Here is a 17280-nt window from a genome sequence, read left to right as displayed (position 1 = left end):
GAGGGTGAAAAAAGCGGCCCGGATGCGCTTCTCGCTTCCAGGCCGCTCATATTATCGAATGTTACAAAACCTTGCTCAGAAAATCTCGGGTTCTGACATGCTTAGGGCTGCCGAACACTTCCGCCGGCGTTCCCTGCTCTACAATAACTCCGCCGTCCATGAACAGAATCCGGTCCCCCACCTCGCGGGCAAAGCCCATTTCATGGGTGACGATGACCATAGTCATGCCCTGCTCGGCCAGCTTCTTCATCACCTCAAGCACCTCGCCGACCATCTCGGGGTCCAGCGCCGAAGTCGGCTCGTCGAACAGCATAACATGCGGCTGCATCGCAAGCGCTCGGGCAATCGCGATCCGCTGCTTCTGCCCGCCTGAGAGCTGCGACGGATAGGCATCCTTTTTATCTTCGAGTCCGACGGTGCGCAGCAGGTCGATGGCTATTTTCGCCGCTTCCGCCTGAGAATGCTTCTTGACCTTGACCGGAGCGAGCGTAATGTTTTGCAGCACGGTCTTATGAGGGAACAGGTTGAACTGCTGGAAGACCATGCCCATTTTTTCGCGCGTTACATTGATATCATGCTTCCGATCCGTAATGGATTGACCTTCAAAAGCGATTTCTCCGCCCGTCGGCTGCTCCAGCAGATTCAAGCAGCGCAAAAAGGTGCTTTTTCCCGAGCCGCTCGGACCGATCACAACGACGACTTCACCTTTTTCTATCGTAAGATCGATCCCTTTCAGTATTTCCAGCTTTCCAAATGCCTTTTGCAAGTTCTTAACGGTGATCACTGGCGCTCCATCTCCTTTCCAGTCTGCCAAGCACCTTGGATAATGTAAATGTCATAATAAAATACATCAGAGCGATAACCAGCAGCGGAGTCAGCCCGTCATAGGTAATCGTGGTAATTGTTCTGGCCTGGAACAGCAGATCCATCGCCCCGATCATGCCGACAATAGAAGACTCTTTGATAATAGTGATGAACTCGTTGCCGATGGCCGGGAGGACGCTCTTCAACGCCTGAGGAAACACAATGTAGCGCATGGTCATCGCCTGCGTCATCCCCAGTGAACGCGAAGCTTCCGTCTGTCCGCGATCCACGCCCTGAATACCCGCCCGGAATATTTCGGCAAGATAGGCTGAGCTGTTAATTGTAAGGGTAATCGCCCCCGATTGTATCGCGGTAAACTCAAGGCCGATTGTAGGAAGACCGTAGTGAATAATAAACAATTGAACAAGCATCGGCGTTCCGCGCAGAAATTCCACCCAGGCCGCAGCGATCCAGCGAAGCACTCTGAAGCTCGACATCCGAAGCAGGGCAACGACGATCCCTAGCACGAAGCCGCAGATCACTCCGATTACCGCGAGAAGAAGCGTGTATTGCAGTCCGGTCAGAAAAAAGCTGCGGTATTCATACGCCATATTTAGCAGATCCATCCTACTCGCAAACCTCCTTATCAACAAAAAAATAGAAAACGGCGGATCACCGCCATTTTCTTAATTTTAGGGAAAAGCAACTTTCCAGTGTATCTTTAAGTTTACTTGCTCTCGGCCAATTCGGTCGCCTTGGTCACATACTCTTCGATCTTTCCGGCGGAGTTAAGATCGCCCAGAGTCTTGTTGATCTGTGTCAGCAGTTCCGAGTTGCCCTTCTTGACCCCGATGACGTAACCGTCATCTTCCACTTCCGGCTTCGCATCGGTAATGGCCAGCCCCTTCACGTTCTTGACGAAGGACTTGGCTACCGGCCCTTCCATAATGGAGGCGTCAACACGGTTGGACTGAAGCTGGAGCACGATATCGGAAATTTTGGCAAGCGACGTCAGTTTCGCGCCCTCGATTCCTTTGGCGATGTCTTCTTGAATGGAACCGGTCTGTATACCGATCTTCGCGCCTTTCAAGGTATCCATCGTATTGAATTTATCCTTGTCGGCTTCGCGGACCACAACGGCCTGCTCGGCTTTATAATAAATGTCGGACAGATCGACCGCCTTCGCTCTTTCCGGAGTCGGACTTAGACCCGAAATAACCATATCCACTCTTCCGCTGGACAGCTCGTTGAGAAGCGAATCAAACGGCAGATCCTTGATAACCAGCTCGGCGCCCATATCGGAAGCGATGTCTTTGGCAATGTCGATGTCGAAACCGACGATTGTATCCTTGCCGTCGATCACTTTGTGAAATTCGTACGGCGGAAAGTCCGCGCTTGTTCCAAGCGTCAACGTTTTCTTCGCCGCTGTGCCTGTGTTGCCTCCGTTAGCGTCAGTGCCATTATTGGCCTTATCCTGGCCGCAGCCGGAAAGAAGGCTTGCCGCGAGCAGCATCCCCATAGACATTTTGATCCATTTGTTCATGATTGCAAATCTCCCCTGTTCTCTCGTCGGGCAATTCAGCCCATCTCTAGTGTGTTAGTTATGTGTCAGTTGTGTCTTGTCCCGGACCGATTTATTATAATTCAACTCGTATGAATATGCAAAGATTTTTTTGTTGACAAATTGGCAAAATAACAGAACGGCGTCTGAAGCCCATATCCAAGGTGAGCCGGCTGTGAAAACGGGTTTTATTTTCTGAAAGATTAAGAAAACGATTGGTTCAATGCATCATATTTAAGGGTATTAACCTAAGTGCACCGAATCCGAACCTTATCGGAACCCGATCAATGATTAGGAGGGCGAGTATGCTGCTGGAAGCTTTGTATCATGTTCCGCGCGATAAATGGGCATATGCCTATGATAAGGAAACCGTGCATCTGCGATTGCGGACAAAACGGGATGATGCGGAAACGGTCTATGTCATGACCGGCGACAAATACGCCTGGGACAGAACTTTTGAGGAAATCCAAATGAAAAAAGCGGCTTCAGACGACAGTTTCGATTATTGGGAAGTCTGCGCGCGGCCGAAGTTCAAACGGTTATCCTATCTCTTTCGGATCGAATCAGACGGTGAAACGGTTTATATGTCGGAAAAAGGCACGATGTTTGAAATGCCGCAGCCGCCGGGCAACAATTTCGAATTCCAGTATATTCATGAGATTGATCTGTTCAAGGTTCCAGACTGGGCCAAAGAAGCGGTCTTTTATCAGATTATGCCGGAACGCTTCGCCAATGGAGACCCCTCTCTCAACCCGGAAACAACAGAACCGTGGGGAGGAGTACCCAAGAGAGACAACTTCTTCGGAGGCGATATTCAGGGCGTAATGGATCATCTCGACTACCTGGTCGATCTTGGCGTCAATGCCATCTATTTCACTCCGCTGTTCGTATCGCCGTCTAACCATAAATACGACATTATTGATTACAAAAAAGTCGATTCCCATTTCGGGGACAACGAGAAGCTGAAGGCTTTGGTCGATCTCTGCCATGAGAAAGGCATTCGCGTAATGTTGGATGCGGTATTTAACCACTGCAGCAAAGAATTCCCTCCATTTCAGGATGTCCTGAAAAACGGAGAAAAATCCAAATATGCCGATTGGTTCCATATTAATTCTTATCCGGCCCAAATTGTGGACGGCATACCGAGCTACGATACATTCGGCTTTTTTGGGGATATGCCCAAATTCAACACTGCCAATCCTGAGGTCAAATCCTATCTGCTGGATGTGGCTGAATACTGGATTAAAGAAATCAAGCTGGACGGCTGGCGGCTGGACGTGGCGGACGAGATCGATCACCATTTCTGGCATGATTTCCGCATTGTTGTTAAAAGAGCGAACCCGGAAGCTTATATTGTGGGCGAGGTATGGAGCGACTCTCTGGCCTGGCTGCTTGGAGACCAGTTCGATTCCGTCATGAACTATCCGTTCTCCGGAACCGTTCTGGAATTCTTTAATGGCGAAATGGACAGTTATACCTTCAGCAATAAAGTCGGCGCCCTGCTCATGCGCTACCCCCAGCAGACCAATGAAGTCATCTTCAACCTTCTGTGCAGCCATGATACGCCCCGCCTGCTTAACCGTATGGGAGAAGACAAGCGGAAATTAAAGCTTGCCGTCGCCTTTTTATTCACTTTCATGGGTACGCCATGCATATTCTACGGTGATGAAATTGGACTTACCGGAGAAGGCGACCCTGACTGCCGTAAATGTATGGAATGGGACCCCGCGAAACAGGACCTCGAACTTCGCGATTTCTACAAATTGATGATTTCGCTGCGCAAGGAGAACCATGCCCTGCGCGGAGGCCAATACCGAATTCTCGCCGCCTGCAAGGACGATCCCTGCATCATTTATGAGCGGATGGATACGGAATCCCATTTTACAATCTGGATGAACAACTCGCCCGAACCCCGCAGCTTAAGCCATCCGATGGAAACGGAAGATTGGAAAGACGCGTTCTCCGGCGACGCGGTGAAGCCCGATAACGGAACGATGCATATTTCCCTCGAACCGTATGGATTCCGGATATTGTCCCGCCGCCTGAATCAAGATATTCCTGCTTCTTCCAATAAAGATTCCGGAGAAGCAATGAAAGAGCATTCTGCCGTGCATCAGTAATGATCCGGTGGAGGACAAAAATAAAAAAGGCAGCTTTCTCGGCGTTATACACGCCCTTTGAGAAAGCTGCCTTTTTTTGTTCCAAAACGTACCGATCGGATAGGTACTATTCAGGCTCCGCAATTTTATTGTAAATATCAATATACTGCTGAGCCGATATTTCCCAGCTGTAATCCCCCATAAAAGCGTTTCGGGTGACGCGTTTCCAATGCTCCGGCTTGCTGTAAAAAGAGACCCCGCGGCGAAGCGTGTTCATCATATCATGGGCGTTATAATTCGTGAAGGTAAAGCCGTTCCCTTCTCCGGTCTCTTCATCATAAGATTGTACGGTATCGTTCAGACCGCCCGTTTCCCTGACAACGGGGATGCTGCCGTACCGCAAGGCCAGCAGTTGGCTGATCCCGCACGGTTCGAACTTTGACGGCATCAGGAACAAATCGCTTGCGGCGTAAATTTTGCGGGAGAGTTCGTCGCTGAACTTGATCTGCGAAGACAGCTTGGTCGGATAGCGCCAAGCAGCTTCGCGGAACCAGCGCTCATATACCTCGTCGCCCGTTCCCAGCACGACGAACTGGATGTTGTCGTAATACAAAATTTCGTCCAGAACCCGGGTCACCAGATCGAGTCCTTTCGAATCGACCAGACGGGTGACCATGGCTACAAGCGGAATATGCGGCGCTACAGGGAGACCCAATTCCTTCTGAAGGCCGATTTTGTTCTCCGTCTTTTTGAGAAGATTGTTGCGGTATTTCGTATAAATTTTCGGGTCCGACGCCGGATTGTAAATCTTGGTGTCAATGCCGTTGATAATTCCGCTCAAATGATCGGCGCGGGCGTTAAGCAGGCCGTCCAAACCATACCCAAAGTGAGGTGTCCGAATCTCTTCCGAGTAGGTTGGACTGACTGTCGTCACATAGTCGCTGAATGCTATGCCGCCTTTCATGAAGTTAACGTTGCCGTAATATTCCACCCCAAGGAAAAAGCTGCCGTCCAGGCCGAGCAAATCGCCGAGCACATCATACGGAAACACGCCCTGGTACAGCAGATTATGTATGGTGAATACGGTACGGATGTCGCTGTAAAACGGGTTGCTTCGATAATGCCCTTCGAGCAGCATGGGAATGACTGCGGCATGCCAATCATGGCAGTGCAGCACATCCGGCTGGAAATCGATTGCCGGCAGCGCCTCCAGAACGGCTCTGTTGAAAAAAGAGAACCGTTCCGCGTCATCCAAATATCCATAAATACCGTCGCGGCCGAAATAATATTCGTTGTCGATAAAATAGACAGGTACGCCGTCATAATTCAACAGCTCGATTCCGCAATATTGATTCCGCCAGCCTACAGGAACCTCGATCACCTTAACGGGCTCCATCTTGGAGCGGTATTTCTCGGAAATCCCCCGGTATTTGGGCAGGATGACCCTTACATCGACCCCGGCTTCTCTGAGCGCCTTCGGCAGCGCGCCGATGACGTCCGCAAGGCCTCCCATCTTGATGAACGGGTGACCTTCCGCAGCGGCAAACATCACTTTCATACCAATTCCTCCTCTTGTGTGAACTGTTAGATAAAATGGTCGTCTATTGCGGGAGCTCTTCGGTTTTGGTTTTGCGTTTGCGCGGAGCGGCTTTGGCCGGGGCTTCGTCATTAGCGGGCTTGTCCGCCGGTTTGTCGGCCTTTTTTGCCTTGGCGCGCGTCGTCTTTGCTTTGCCTTTCGGCGCTTTCGTTACGGGTTCCTCGGTTAAAAGTTCGGGCTCATCCCCCTTTCCCTTCCGTCCACTCTTTTTCAAAACCACCATGCTGAGCGGAGCGAGGGTCAGCTCCAGGCTGTTCAGCTGGCCGTGCATTTCGCGTTTTTGCGTCTTCAGCGAACCGGTTTGGGCGCCGGAGCCGCCAAATTCCGGTCTTTCCGAGTTGAATGCTTCTTCATAAGTGCCCGCTTTCGGAACGCCGATTCGGTAAGCATGCCGTTCAACTGGCTGAAAGTTGATCACAATAATTAACAGGTCCCCCGCTTTTTTCCCTTTGCGGATGTAAGAAATCACGCTTTGTTCATTGTCGTCCGCGCTGATCCACTGATAGCCTTCAAAGGTGTGGTCAAGCTCCCATAGCGCTTTTTCCGCCAGATAGAACTTGTTCAGTGCGGCGGTATAGGCGAGCATTTTCCGGTGGCTCTCATAATCAAGCAGCAGCCAGTCCAGTTGTTCCTGGTCCTTCCATTCAATAAATTGGCCGAATTCCCCGCCCATGAACAGCAGCTTCTTGCCGGGGCTTGTCATCTGGTAGCCCAGCAGCAGCCGAAGACCCGCAAATTTCTGCTCATATGAACCGGGCATCTTGTTCAGCAGCGATCTCTTGCCGTGCACGACCTCGTCATGCGATAGAGGAAGCGTATAATTTTCCGAGTAAGCGTACGCAATGGGAAATGTAAGCAAGTTGTGATGATAGGGACGGGCGCCGAAATCCTTCTCTATGTAGGCAAGTGTATCGTTCATCCAGCCCATGTTCCATTTGTAATTGAAGCCGAGGCCTCCTTCATGAACGGGAGCGGTCACACCCGGCCAGGCGCTGGATTCCTCCGCCATCATCATGGCATACGGGTAATATTGAAAAACGACTGTGTTCAGCTTCTGCAAAAAGGCGATAGCCTCAAGGTTCTCCAGCCCGCCGTTCACATTGTGCCGATACTGATGCTCCTGCTTCTCGAAATCGAGCCGCAGCATGCTGGTAACCGCATCCACACGCATTCCGTCAATATGGTACACCTCGTACCAGAAGAGAGCGTTGGAAATGAGGAACGAAATGACCTCGGGCTTGCTGAAATCGAAGGACAGCGTTCCCCAGCCCGGTTTTTCCGCGAGCAACGGATCGCCGTATTCGAAGCAGGGCGTACCATCGAACATTCGCAACCCGGGATCATCCTTGGCAAAATGGGCCGGTACCCAGTCCAAAATGACGCCGATGTTCGCCTGATGCAGACGGTCAATGAGATACATCAGCCCTTGGGGCTCACCGAACCGGCTCGTTGCAGCGTAATATCCTGTCCCTTGGTAACCCCATGAAAGGTCGTATGGATGCTCCGCCAGCGGCATGAACTCCACATGGGTATAGCCCATTTCCTCCAAATAAGGGATCAGCAGGTCGGCGACCTCCGTGTAGCTGTACAGTTCGCCGCCTTCCTTATTGTGAATATTCTCCTTCTGCCGCCATGTGCCAAGATGCATTTCATAAATATTCAGCGGCTTGTTGTAGGGAGCTTTATTTTTGCGCCGCCAAGCCGCGTCGCCCCAGCGGTAACCGTCAAGCTCGGTCACGACCGATGCGGTAGCCGGGCGAACTTCGGCCAGAAAACCGTAAGGGTCCGCTTTTAAAAAGCTTGAACCGTCCGGTCCGGCGATTCTATATTTGTAAAATGTTCCCGAGGAAATATCGGGGAAAAAACGAGTCCAAAACCCTGAATCGGGTATCTTATATAACGAGTCTTCCTCACGGCTTCCGTCCCAGCCGTTCCGATCGCAGGCTAATCCTACATATCTTGCTTGGGGAGCCCACACGGTAAACCGTACACCGGGCACTCCTTCTTCCACGGCGGTATGCGCTCCGAGCATGCGGTAGCTGCGGTAATGGGTACCTTCATGAAACAAATAAATATCCTCCGGTGACGGCATGTTTACTGCTGTTGGTTGCTCAGCCAAATGATTACCACCTTTTTTAAAATTAGAGAAGATTCATGGTTTCGGGTCCTAAGCAATGCTGCACTTGTGGAAATATTTATTATACAGGATGCACCTAATACATTACCCCAATTTTATCCGTTTGAAAATGATTGATACAAACAAAGAAAAAATATCCGTGAAGAGGTTGCGCCATTTTTGTGTAATTTTCCTATAAAGATTGTAATATATTTCACTCATGGTTGATTTTTTCGTTTCAAACGTCGTCGGTGAGGTTATTTAACAAGCAGTGACAATAATTATTTGGAGGGGTAATCAAATGAGTAAAAAAGATTGCATCGCCATGCTATTAGCAGGCGGGGAAGGGCGCAGACTTGCTCCTCTTACATCAAGTATGGCCAAACCGGCCGTCCCTTTCGGTGGACATTACAGAATTATTGACTTCCCCCTCAGTAACTGTGTCAACTCTGGTATTGATTCCGTTGGCGTACTGACTCAGTACGAAGCAGACTCCCTGCATAACCACATCGGAACGGGAGAGCCTTGGGGTCTCCATACGGAAGAAAAGAAAGGAATCACGCTCCTGCCATCCGGCAGCGAAGGAAGAGACAGCTACACCGGCACTGCAGACGCTATTTATAAAAATATATCATACATCGACGACCTCAATCCTGAACATGTCCTCATTTTGTCCGGGGACCATATTTACCATATGGATTACCGCCAAATGCTGGAGTACCATCAGGACGCAAACGCGGAGGCGACGATCTCCGTCATGGAAGTCCCATGGGAAGAAGCAAGCCGTTTCGGCGTTATGAATGTTGACAATGATCTAAAAATCACGGATTTTGTCGAAAAGCCAAAAAACCCGCAAAGCAATCTGGCTTCGATGGGTATTTATATGTTCCGCTGGGATTACCTCAAGGCTCACCTGCTTAGAGACGCGGCGAACGAAGCTTCCAGCCATGACTTCGGCAAAGATGTCATTCCTGCCATGCTTCAGAACGATGACACGCTCTTCGCCTACCGCTTCAAGGGCTACTGGCGTGATGTCGGCACAGTGGAAAGCCTCTGGGAAGCCCATATGGATTTGCTTCAAAATGACAACGGCTGGAAATTCAACAATGCCGCCTGGCCGATGTACAGCAGATCTCTGGTAACTAAGCCTTTGTCTGTCCGGGGTAAGGCCCAAGCCGCAGCCGCAGACTGCTTGATCAGCGAACTTGCCTCCGTTGAAGGCACGATTCAGCGTTCGGTCGTATTCGGCAACGTCGATATCGGCAGAACCACGCTCATCAAGAATAGTGTGATCATGCCCGGCGCTCGAATCGGCAAAAATGTGGTCATCGAAAACGCCATTATCGGCGAAGAGGCGCAAATCAAGGATGGGGCCTTTGTAAAAGGCAGCACCGACATGATCGCCGTTGTCGGACCGAATGAAATTGTTGCGTCCAAACCGATGATTCGTACCCAGCCTTCCCGTTTGCTTCAAGAAGTATACGAGAAGACCGGAACCGGCCGACTGCGGGCCGGAGGTCTCCTGTCTTAATAAACAAAGTCAAAAGGGTTGTTCCACAGGCATCGGCCTGCGGAACAACCCTTTTTAATTATAATTGCGATTTCCTTTCATGCCACTCTCTGTCCAGCATGGCCATATCGATCAGATTCACATACCGTTCTCCGAACCGGGCCGCTTCGAGCTGCTCACCCTCCCTGCGGAATCCGAGGGCTTCATAGGCCCGAATAGCGGATGTATTAAAATCAAATACTCCGAGCGCCAGCCGGTGCAGCTCCAGACCTTCAAAGCCGATGCGCATGGCTTCGCCCATCATCCGGCGGGATAAACCTTTTCCCCGATATTCCGGGTCCAGTACGACCCGGCCTATCCGGGCGGAACCGTTATCCCGGTCAATGCCTGCCAGGCTGATATGTCCGATAACGGCGCCCGTCGCCACATGCACGGCGCTGTAAGCCAACAGCTCAGATTCGGCGGGACGATTACTCCCGGCGATGTATTTCGTCAGTTCCTCATCCTGCACCGGAAAGTGAAGTGATGGCCCCGCCCACTGCTTGAGAAACTCCGGCGAGACGCTCCAGCGTCTCAGACAATCGAAATCCGATTCGTCAAAATACTGCAAACGGACCGCATCATTGTCGCCCGTATTCTCCATTTTCTCGTACAGATTGACAAGCCGCCCACCGCCCACATCATTGGTGCCCATATACCGGAACCCCTGGGTTTGGTAATAACGGTTCAGCTTCACATTGTGCTCGATGGTATCGAGGCGCAGCCTTCTGCCGGACATTTTCGCTGTCTCGGCGGCGAACTCCATCAGCTTGCCGCCGAGCCCTGCACCGCGAAAGGGCAGTCCTACCGCCAACCTGTGCAGATAAGCGAACCCTTCGTCGTTTCGCGGTCCCCAGTATTGGGGATCGCTGAACTGCAGCGTGAACATGCCGGCGGCTTCGCTGCCTTTCATGGCCACATAAACCTCGCGTTCCGAGAAGTAAGTGAGGATATCCTCTTCCTTGAACTGCTCCGGCCTCCACTGGGTAAGGCCGTTATCCCTCATCCACTGCGCCGCTTCGCGCAGCAGCCTCAGAACCTCTCCGGCCATGCTGGAGTCGGCTCGATCGACAGTCAGGCTGCCCAATGGTGTATCGATCTCCCTCGTAATTGGTAAATTCACTGCTGGCCCTCCTTCCGTTCATGATGATCAGCCGGTTCCGGCAGACTCACCCGATCTGGCGCTTCCACTGCCGGAAGCGGCTCCGTCAGCTGCAGATGCACCGTTACCCGTGTCCCCTTGCCGAGCTCACTGTCCATTTCCATGGTTCCCCCGTGAAGCTCAACCAGCTGCTGCGAAATGGCAAGACCAAGACCGGTGCCTCCGTTCAGGGAATCCACCTGAAAGAAACGGTCCTTTACCCGGTTCAAGTGCTCCTGGCTGATGCCGATCCCGGAGTCCTGGACTACAATCTCGGCCTCTTCTTCGTTAACCCGGCGTGCGGACAGCAGGACGCTTGAGCCTTCATGCGAGAACTTCACCGCATTATCGGTCAAATTCAGGAACACCTGCTTCAATCTGTTGGCATCCCCTCGGACATAAATGCCGTCTTCCGCTTCCAGCTCGAGCCGGATACTCCGCTTCTCGGCTTTGGCCCACAGATTCAGAATAATTTCCTTGAGCAGCTCCTGTACGCCCACTGTACCGATAGAAAGCTTCATTTCATTCTGCTGCAGCTTGGAGAAGTCGAGGATTTCCTCAACCAGTCCAATCAGCCTGTCGCTCTCCTTGGAAATAATGCTCATGCCAAGCTTCGTTTCCTCCGGGTCGTAGCCGCCGGAAATCAACGTTTCGCTCCACCCTTTGATGCTTGTTAGAGGCGTTCTGAGCTCATGCGAAATTGAGGATATGAAATCATCCTTGATCTGATTGCTCCGCACGATCTCCTGAGCCATATAATTCAGTGTGGAGGCAAGCTCGCCGATCTCGTAGCGGTAATCGCCTTTGATGCGGATGTTGAATTTCCCCTTGGCCAATTGGGCGGACACGGCTGTGATATTGTTGAGCGGCTTGACAATCGAGTTGGCCAGCCCGAAGCTGAACGCGGTGACGACCGCAAGCACGGCTACGACGATGCCCGCCGACAGCAAAGTGACGTTGAACAAATCGCTGTTCACTCTCTCCACGGAAGTCACATATCGCAACACGTAGGAGTCATGTCCGGGGATTTGCAGCACTTTGGAGACAGCCATCACGCTTTCGTTGGTCCCCGTCTGCCTGCCGACCCATCGACCGATTCCGCCGCCGACCGCTTCGGGTACATCGCTTGTCGTAATCGTCCGGTCGGGCTGAAAGCCCGTCGAGCTTGTGATCATGTCGCCGTCCAGCGTCAGCACCTGCAGTTCCGTGTTGTTGAGATCAAAGCTGCGCAGCAGCTCCTGGAGAGCAAACGGAGAATCTTTGCTCGAGAGGCGATAGAAATATTCCGCCTGGCTGATTTGCGTCGTAATTCGGGTATAAATGCTGTCGTAATAATAGGTCCGGATCACCAGCAGAAAAATGACTTCCACGAGGAGAAGCGCCAAAAAGACTACAAGAATGTAGTGTAAAACAATCTGTCTGCGCATCCCCTTTTTTATCATTGTCCCTGCCCTTTCCACTTATAGCCGTGTCCCCATACCGTTTGCAGATACTCGGGCTCTGACGGATTGTTTTCGATTTTTTGCCGCAGCCGCCGGATGTTTACGTCGACGATCTTCGGATCGCCCATATACTCCTTGCCCCATACGTGATCGAGGAGCAGGTCCCGGCTCAGCGGAGTGTTTTCTTTTTCCAGGAAATACTGAACCAGTGAAAATTCGGTCGGCGTCAGCTCAACGGGCTCTCCACCGCGCTTGAATTGCTTGGAAATGAGATCCAGCGTGAACGGCCCGGAATGAAACGATACCTTGGCCGATTGCTCCCGGTGGACATTCACTCTCCGGAGAAGCGACTGGATGCGGGCAATCAGCTCCGTCGGACTAAAAGGCTTGCTGACGTGATCGTCCGCGCCAACGGACAATGCGTATACTTTATCCTGCTCCTGAACCTTGGCCGTCAGAAAAATGATCCCGATCCGTTCATTCGTCTCGCGGATCCGTCTGCACACCTCAAAGCCGTCAATTCCCGGCACCATCACATCAAGCAGCGCGATATCGATATCGGGCACCGAAGTCAGCTTGCTAAGGGCCTCGTTGCCGTCAGCCGCTTCCAGCACTTCAAACCCGTTTCGCTTCAAATTGATTACAATAAAACTGCGGATGGACTCTTCATCCTCCAGTATCAGAACTTTACTCATTGATTCCCTTCCTTTCTGCGGGAGCCGTATTCGTCCCTTTTTTGATTCCGTCTGCGTTCTGCTCAAGCTTGCCCCGATATCCGATGATCTTGTCGGCATCCCGGCCCCAAAGCTCCCAGCCCTCGTCCTTCACCCGATCCCATTCTTCAGACGAGAAAAAAGAGATCTCAGCAACGGTTTCGCCGGTACCTGACAAAACAAACTTGAGATATTGGTTCTGCACGGATTTCGTGTCTACCGTAACATTCCCGTGCCATGACGGCGGAAAGTTCAAGGTGAACCGGTCTGACGGATCACGGTACTGCTGAAATGCGAAGACCAGCCCTTCCTTGCCGTCCCATTTATAATAGGAATAGAACCAGGGAACCGAGTCGGCCTCGAAGTTCTCCCAGCCCGACGGTCTTTCCATCAAGCCGATTTCGATAATGCCGTCCCCGTCGATATCTCCGCTCGAAATCCGGCTGTCTTTGAACGTTCTGTCGTCACCGGACAGGACCACTCGGAAACGGTTATTTTCCATAACGATCATATAGCTGTAAGCAGAATGCGAATTGACGGCGGCATCCAGAACGATGCCTTCTTTGCCTTTGGCCACTTTGCCCACAACAATGTTGTAATAATTGTTAATGTAAGGATCGAGATTTTCCAGCCGGTCAAGCTCTTTGAAACCTCCGTTATACTGATAAGTCGTCAGTGTGGAGGACTCATTCCGCTTGAGCGAGACGACCGTAATGTCATCAATGCCGTCGCCGTTTAAATCGTCGATCATATATTTCGTATAGGACAGCGTCAGCTTCTCTTCAAGCGAAGTTCCCGAATAACTGTATACGACCAGGCCTTTCTGCAGCCCTTCGTCCCCCCGGGAATAACCGGCGATAATCTCCGGTTTGCCGTCTCCCGTAACGTCCCTGATCTCCACCGATTCCAGCACGGTTCCCGCGCCGTCGAAGGTCAGCTTCTTAATCCAGGAATCACCCTGCTTCTCCAGAATCAGACCGTGTATCACCACCGCTTCTCCGGGCGTTTCATAAAAGACTAGCGTCTCCGGAATTCCGTCTCCGCTCAGGTCTTCCGTGCGGATGGAGCTGTCGTCGTCGTTGATTGGACGAATCAGCTTCAGCGAGTTGATGGCGGTCATCAGCGTCGCCTTATCCTCTGAAAGCCGCGGCGACTTCATCCGGGATACGGGGTCGCTGATAAAGGTGCAGCCGGACAACAGCGAAAGGGCCAATATACCGGCGCCGAGGCGCCATAAAGCAGGTACATTGGCGGCGTAACGCCGCAAACCAATGCGCCGCAGACTTTGTATAATCAACATGATCACTCATTTCATTCTTCTAAGATGATAATCCGGAGTTATAACAATCCGGCCCGCTCCTGAGAGGTAAGCCTGCGCCCGGTAACGTCATGCTTGATCATTCCGTTATCAAGCACCCATAGACGGGAAGCGTAGCGTTCCGCAAGCTCAAGCGGGACAACGGCTATCACCGTAAGTCCGGTCTCCTTGCACAGTTCCCGTAGCGACTCCATAACGCCCTGCGCCGACTTCGGGTCAAGCCCCGTCACCGGCTCGTCGGCAAGAATGACCTTGGCGCCATGAACGAGCGCCCGGGCAATGGCTATCCGCTGGCGTTCCCCGCCGCTGAGCTGGCCAAGGTTCATCTTCGCCTTGTCCAGCAGGCCAAGCCTTTCCAGTTCATCCATGGCTCCCATATAATCGTCGGAGCGGACCATTCCCGTCAGTCTCCGCCACAGAGGAGTCTGGGCAGCCTGACCAATCAGCACGTTCTTTAAAGCGGTCCGGTTCCGGTTCAGTTCCTCGTTCTGCTCCAGGAACGCCCATTCGCGGCGGATTTTCGTTCTGCTGCCGAAACCGCCCTTCAATATGTCGGTCCCATCCACCCGGAAGTTCCCTTTGTCCCATTTCTCGCGCAGCGCCAAACAGCGCAGCAGCGTCGTCTTGCCGCTGCCGCTCGCGCCGAGCAGTCCGATCAGTTCTCCGGACTCCATCCGAAAGCCAACGTCTCGCAGCACCGGGGTCTGTTCCGGTCCGATGCGCTTGGCCAAATGCTCCACGATAATCATGAATCAGTCTCTCCTGTTCCCATATCTATTTCATATATATAGTGTATTGGAAAGCAAGAACAAATACCATGCGATCACCCGTTCCCCTATCTTAACTCAACTTACGCATTTTGGCGAGAATAATAAACCCGCAAAAGAGAACAGGATATAGAGAAATCCTAACAATCCGAAGACGCCGGCAGTAAGCAGCAGCCCTGGCTGAGCCCAAAGATGATATCCTCCCAAATTTTCCTGTATAATCAAGAAAAAACGGCCTGACTTGCCGGCGGACGTCAAACATTCAACATTATAGTGGACAACCCTAATCCAAACAAGGGATAATAATTAGAAGTCAGTGATTTTTGGGAGGACTGCATGTTTCATGGATTATGAACTGAAAATAGACGTGTCGCCCGTATATGAACTGCTTGACAGTTTCATGCTATATGTAACGCGAAAGTGGATTTCCAATCTGGATATCGGACCCGACTGGGTGCGAGACATCGACGGGCGAATCCCGCCTCAAAAGAAGGCGGCTCTTTTGCAAGCTGCAGAATGGCCTTTCGAAGATTACGATATCTTATACGCCTGGGCATATACCCACGGCCCCGCCGCCAAAGTGCAGCTGTTCCTGGAAGATATGGAATCCGCGACCGTGGAGGAATGGTTCGAGCTGGCGGCTCCCTATCTTCCCGATTTCACGCTGGAGGAGTGCCGGCGGATCAAGAACGGCTATGGACCGCTGCTGCGACTCTGGCATGAGCAGTATTTCCGCCATGTCGAGCCCAAAATGCTGCCTCTTCTCATTGAAGACGCCTCCGAGAAAAAGCTCCTGCAAAGCAAAATGGACCCCGGGGCGCTGATTGAGTACGCTTCAGGCGGAGTTGTGGTCGAGGACATCCCCGAGCTGGAAACGATTGTCCTCCTGCCGACGGTACATCACAGGCCGATTAATACGTACTGCTTTTACAAAAAACTGATGCTTGTGCAATACCCCGTTGACGTCCCGGTGGAAAATGAAGATGAGCCGCCTACCCTGCTGCTCCGCATGACCAAAGCGCTGTCCGATCCGGTGCGCCTTCGTCTGCTGCGCTATGTCGCCGACGAGCCGAAGTCGCTCTGGGAAATGCAGTCCGATCTGGGCCAGTCGGGCGATATTCTGATGCATCATCTGATGATGCTGCGGGTGGCCGGGCTGCTGCGCATTCACTTGCGGGATGCGGATAACGAGCGTTTCAGCATCCGTCCGGACGGGGCGTCTGAACTTCAGATGTTCCTTGAATCGTATATTCGTTTATAATACTTTTACAATTAAACAGAGGATGGCTTGAAGGGCGTCTACCTTAAGGCCCGGATACCCTTTTCAAGCCGAACAAAGGAGTGAGCGACATGAAATATTGGACACAACAAGTGATATTCGACCTGGATGATACTTTGGTCCACTGCAATAAATATTTTGACCTCATTCTGGGGCAGTATTTCGAGATGATGAGCGACTGGTTTAGTGAAGAAGGGCCTACAATGGAGGAGCTCCGCCGCAAACAGGTGGAGATCGATGTCGAGACGGTCAGCACGAGCGGACTCGCGAGCGATAACTTTCCGAAGTCGCTGATCGCCACCTACCGTTATTTTTGCGCAAAGTATAACAGACCGGCCGATCCATTTCAGGAAGGGCAGCTGATGAAACTCGGGCTCAGCGTATACGATCAGGAGATCGAAGCCTATCCGGGCATGGTCGAGACGCTGGATAACCTGAAGCAGGACGGTCATGAGCTGTATCTGTATACGGGGGGAGACCATTCGATACAGCGCCGCAAAATCGAACAAATGAAGCTGGATATGTACTTTGGCGATCGTATCTATATCCGCCGGCACAAAAATGTTGAAGCGCTGGAAAAAATTTTGAGCGGCCGTTCGTTTGACCGCAAGCACACCTGGATGATCGGCAATTCTCTCCGCACCGATGTGATTCCGGCGGTTACCGCCGGCGTCAAAAGCATCTATCTGAAACAGCAGAACGAATGGGTGTACAATATGGTCGAACTTCAGCGCGAGATGCATCAGTCGGTGATTACGATTTCTTCGATTCATGAAGTGGTTCCGGTGATCCGCGGAAACGCTCTGCGGCAGAGCAAAAGCCACGGATGAGCACGGACCCGGACAGGCTGTTACAAATAGCATATAAAATCCGCCACCGAGACGATTATACTGT

14 protein-coding genes are annotated in these 17280 nt (G+C 51.8%); 4 read left to right on the top strand and 10 right to left on the bottom strand.

The features are described 5' to 3' along the window. Positions 1 to 61: 61 nt before the first annotated feature. The 3 genes from EH198_RS02460 to EH198_RS02450 form a co-directional block, all read right to left on the bottom strand. Positions 62 to 784, bottom strand: coding sequence for an amino acid ABC transporter ATP-binding protein (locus EH198_RS02460; RefSeq protein ID WP_124693961.1), 723 nt, complete (start codon positions 782 to 784; stop codon positions 62 to 64). Further along, complete coding sequence (locus tag EH198_RS02455) at positions 771 to 1430, bottom strand: amino acid ABC transporter permease (RefSeq protein WP_124693960.1); 660 nt, start codon at positions 1428 to 1430, stop codon at positions 771 to 773. The genes EH198_RS02460 and EH198_RS02455 overlap by 14 nt, the downstream gene beginning before the upstream one ends. Before the next feature lie 101 nt (positions 1431 to 1531). Continuing rightward, complete coding sequence (locus EH198_RS02450; protein ID WP_124693959.1) at positions 1532 to 2347, bottom strand: transporter substrate-binding domain-containing protein; 816 nt, start codon at positions 2345 to 2347, stop codon at positions 1532 to 1534. Positions 2348 to 2670: 323 nt separating this feature from the next. Between EH198_RS02450 and EH198_RS02445 the strand changes: the two genes are divergently transcribed. Further along, on the top strand, positions 2671 to 4485 hold the full coding sequence (locus EH198_RS02445; protein ID WP_124693958.1) for an alpha-glycosidase: 1815 nt from the start codon (positions 2671 to 2673) through the stop codon (positions 4483 to 4485). A 106-nt stretch (positions 4486 to 4591) separates the two neighbouring features. Here the strand turns inward: EH198_RS02445 and glgA are convergent, their stop codons facing one another. Both glgA and glgB read right to left on the bottom strand, forming a co-directional pair. After that, the gene (glgA, locus tag EH198_RS02440; protein WP_124693957.1) at positions 4592 to 6022 is read right to left on the bottom strand and encodes a glycogen synthase GlgA; all 1431 of its coding nucleotides are present in this window, start codon (positions 6020 to 6022) and stop codon (positions 4592 to 4594) included. Positions 6023 to 6065: 43 nt separating this feature from the next. Beyond that, the gene (gene glgB, locus EH198_RS02435) at positions 6066 to 8153 is read right to left on the bottom strand and encodes a 1,4-alpha-glucan branching protein GlgB (protein ID WP_124694497.1); all 2088 of its coding nucleotides are present in this window, start codon (positions 8151 to 8153) and stop codon (positions 6066 to 6068) included. A 325-nt stretch (positions 8154 to 8478) separates the two neighbouring features. Between glgB and EH198_RS02430 the strand changes: the two genes are divergently transcribed. Next, entirely contained in the window at positions 8479 to 9708 is a 1230-nt protein-coding gene (locus EH198_RS02430) for a glucose-1-phosphate adenylyltransferase (protein ID WP_124693956.1), read from the top strand. Between the two features lie 58 nt (positions 9709 to 9766). On the opposite strand, the gene EH198_RS02425 is transcribed toward EH198_RS02430, so the two are convergent. Genes EH198_RS02425 through EH198_RS02405 form a run of 5 tightly spaced genes read right to left on the bottom strand, consistent with a single transcriptional unit; the run spans position 9767 to position 15089 of the window. Beyond that, a complete protein-coding gene (locus EH198_RS02425) occupies positions 9767 to 10849 on the bottom strand; it encodes a GNAT family N-acetyltransferase (RefSeq protein WP_124693955.1) in 1083 nt (360 codons plus the stop codon). Continuing rightward, positions 10846 to 12309: a sensor histidine kinase gene (locus tag EH198_RS02420; protein ID WP_124693954.1), complete on the bottom strand. Its 1464-nt coding sequence runs from the start codon at positions 12307 to 12309 to the stop codon at positions 10846 to 10848. The genes EH198_RS02425 and EH198_RS02420 overlap by 4 nt, the downstream gene beginning before the upstream one ends. Beyond that, complete coding sequence (locus tag EH198_RS02415; RefSeq protein WP_124693953.1) at positions 12306 to 13004, bottom strand: response regulator transcription factor; 699 nt, start codon at positions 13002 to 13004, stop codon at positions 12306 to 12308. Before EH198_RS02415 ends, EH198_RS02420 begins: the two co-directional genes overlap by 4 nt. Next, the gene (locus EH198_RS02410; RefSeq protein ID WP_185702715.1) at positions 12997 to 14322 is read right to left on the bottom strand and encodes a hypothetical protein; all 1326 of its coding nucleotides are present in this window, start codon (positions 14320 to 14322) and stop codon (positions 12997 to 12999) included. The genes EH198_RS02415 and EH198_RS02410 overlap by 8 nt, the downstream gene beginning before the upstream one ends. Positions 14323 to 14360: 38 nt before the next feature. Then, positions 14361 to 15089, bottom strand: coding sequence for a phosphonate ABC transporter ATP-binding protein (locus EH198_RS02405; RefSeq protein ID WP_124693952.1), 729 nt, complete (start codon positions 15087 to 15089; stop codon positions 14361 to 14363). A gap of 361 nt (positions 15090 to 15450) precedes the next feature. Between EH198_RS02405 and EH198_RS02400 the strand changes: the two genes are divergently transcribed. Together EH198_RS02400 and EH198_RS02395 are read left to right on the top strand one after the other, a co-directional pair. Next, the gene (locus tag EH198_RS02400) at positions 15451 to 16368 is read left to right on the top strand and encodes an ArsR/SmtB family transcription factor (RefSeq protein WP_124693951.1); all 918 of its coding nucleotides are present in this window, start codon (positions 15451 to 15453) and stop codon (positions 16366 to 16368) included. An 89-nt stretch (positions 16369 to 16457) separates the two neighbouring features. Beyond that, the gene (locus EH198_RS02395) at positions 16458 to 17216 is read left to right on the top strand and encodes an HAD family hydrolase (RefSeq protein WP_124693950.1); all 759 of its coding nucleotides are present in this window, start codon (positions 16458 to 16460) and stop codon (positions 17214 to 17216) included. Positions 17217 to 17280 lie beyond the last annotated feature (64 nt).

The sequence above is a fragment of the Paenibacillus rhizophilus genome (assembly GCF_003854965.1).
Taxonomy (GTDB): domain Bacteria; phylum Bacillota; class Bacilli; order Paenibacillales; family Paenibacillaceae; genus Paenibacillus_AQ; species Paenibacillus_AQ rhizophilus.
Note: the sequence above shows the minus strand (reverse complement) of the source record. Positions and strands in the feature narration are given on the sequence as shown.

Coding starts and splice junctions, on each gene's coding strand:
- EH198_RS02455 (WP_124693960.1), bottom strand. CDS start 1,430: ATGGATCTGCTAAATATGGCGTATGAATACCGCAGCTTTTTTCTGACC.
- EH198_RS02450 (WP_124693959.1), bottom strand. CDS start 2,347: ATGAACAAATGGATCAAAATGTCTATGGGGATGCTGCTCGCGGCAAGC.
- EH198_RS02445 (WP_124693958.1), top strand. CDS start 2,671: ATGCTGCTGGAAGCTTTGTATCATGTTCCGCGCGATAAATGGGCATAT.
- glgA (WP_124693957.1), bottom strand. CDS start 6,022: ATGAAAGTGATGTTTGCCGCTGCGGAAGGTCACCCGTTCATCAAGATG.
- glgB (WP_124694497.1), bottom strand. CDS start 8,153: ATGCCGTCACCGGAGGATATTTATTTGTTTCATGAAGGTACCCATTAC.
- EH198_RS02430 (WP_124693956.1), top strand. CDS start 8,479: ATGAGTAAAAAAGATTGCATCGCCATGCTATTAGCAGGCGGGGAAGGG.
- EH198_RS02420 (WP_124693954.1), bottom strand. CDS start 12,309: ATGATAAAAAAGGGGATGCGCAGACAGATTGTTTTACACTACATTCTT.
- EH198_RS02415 (WP_124693953.1), bottom strand. CDS start 13,004: ATGAGTAAAGTTCTGATACTGGAGGATGAAGAGTCCATCCGCAGTTTT.
- EH198_RS02410 (WP_185702715.1), bottom strand. CDS start 14,322: ATGTTGATTATACAAAGTCTGCGGCGCATTGGTTTGCGGCGTTACGCC.
- EH198_RS02405 (WP_124693952.1), bottom strand. CDS start 15,089: ATGATTATCGTGGAGCATTTGGCCAAGCGCATCGGACCGGAACAGACC.
- EH198_RS02400 (WP_124693951.1), top strand. CDS start 15,451: ATGGATTATGAACTGAAAATAGACGTGTCGCCCGTATATGAACTGCTT.
- EH198_RS02395 (WP_124693950.1), top strand. CDS start 16,458: ATGAAATATTGGACACAACAAGTGATATTCGACCTGGATGATACTTTG.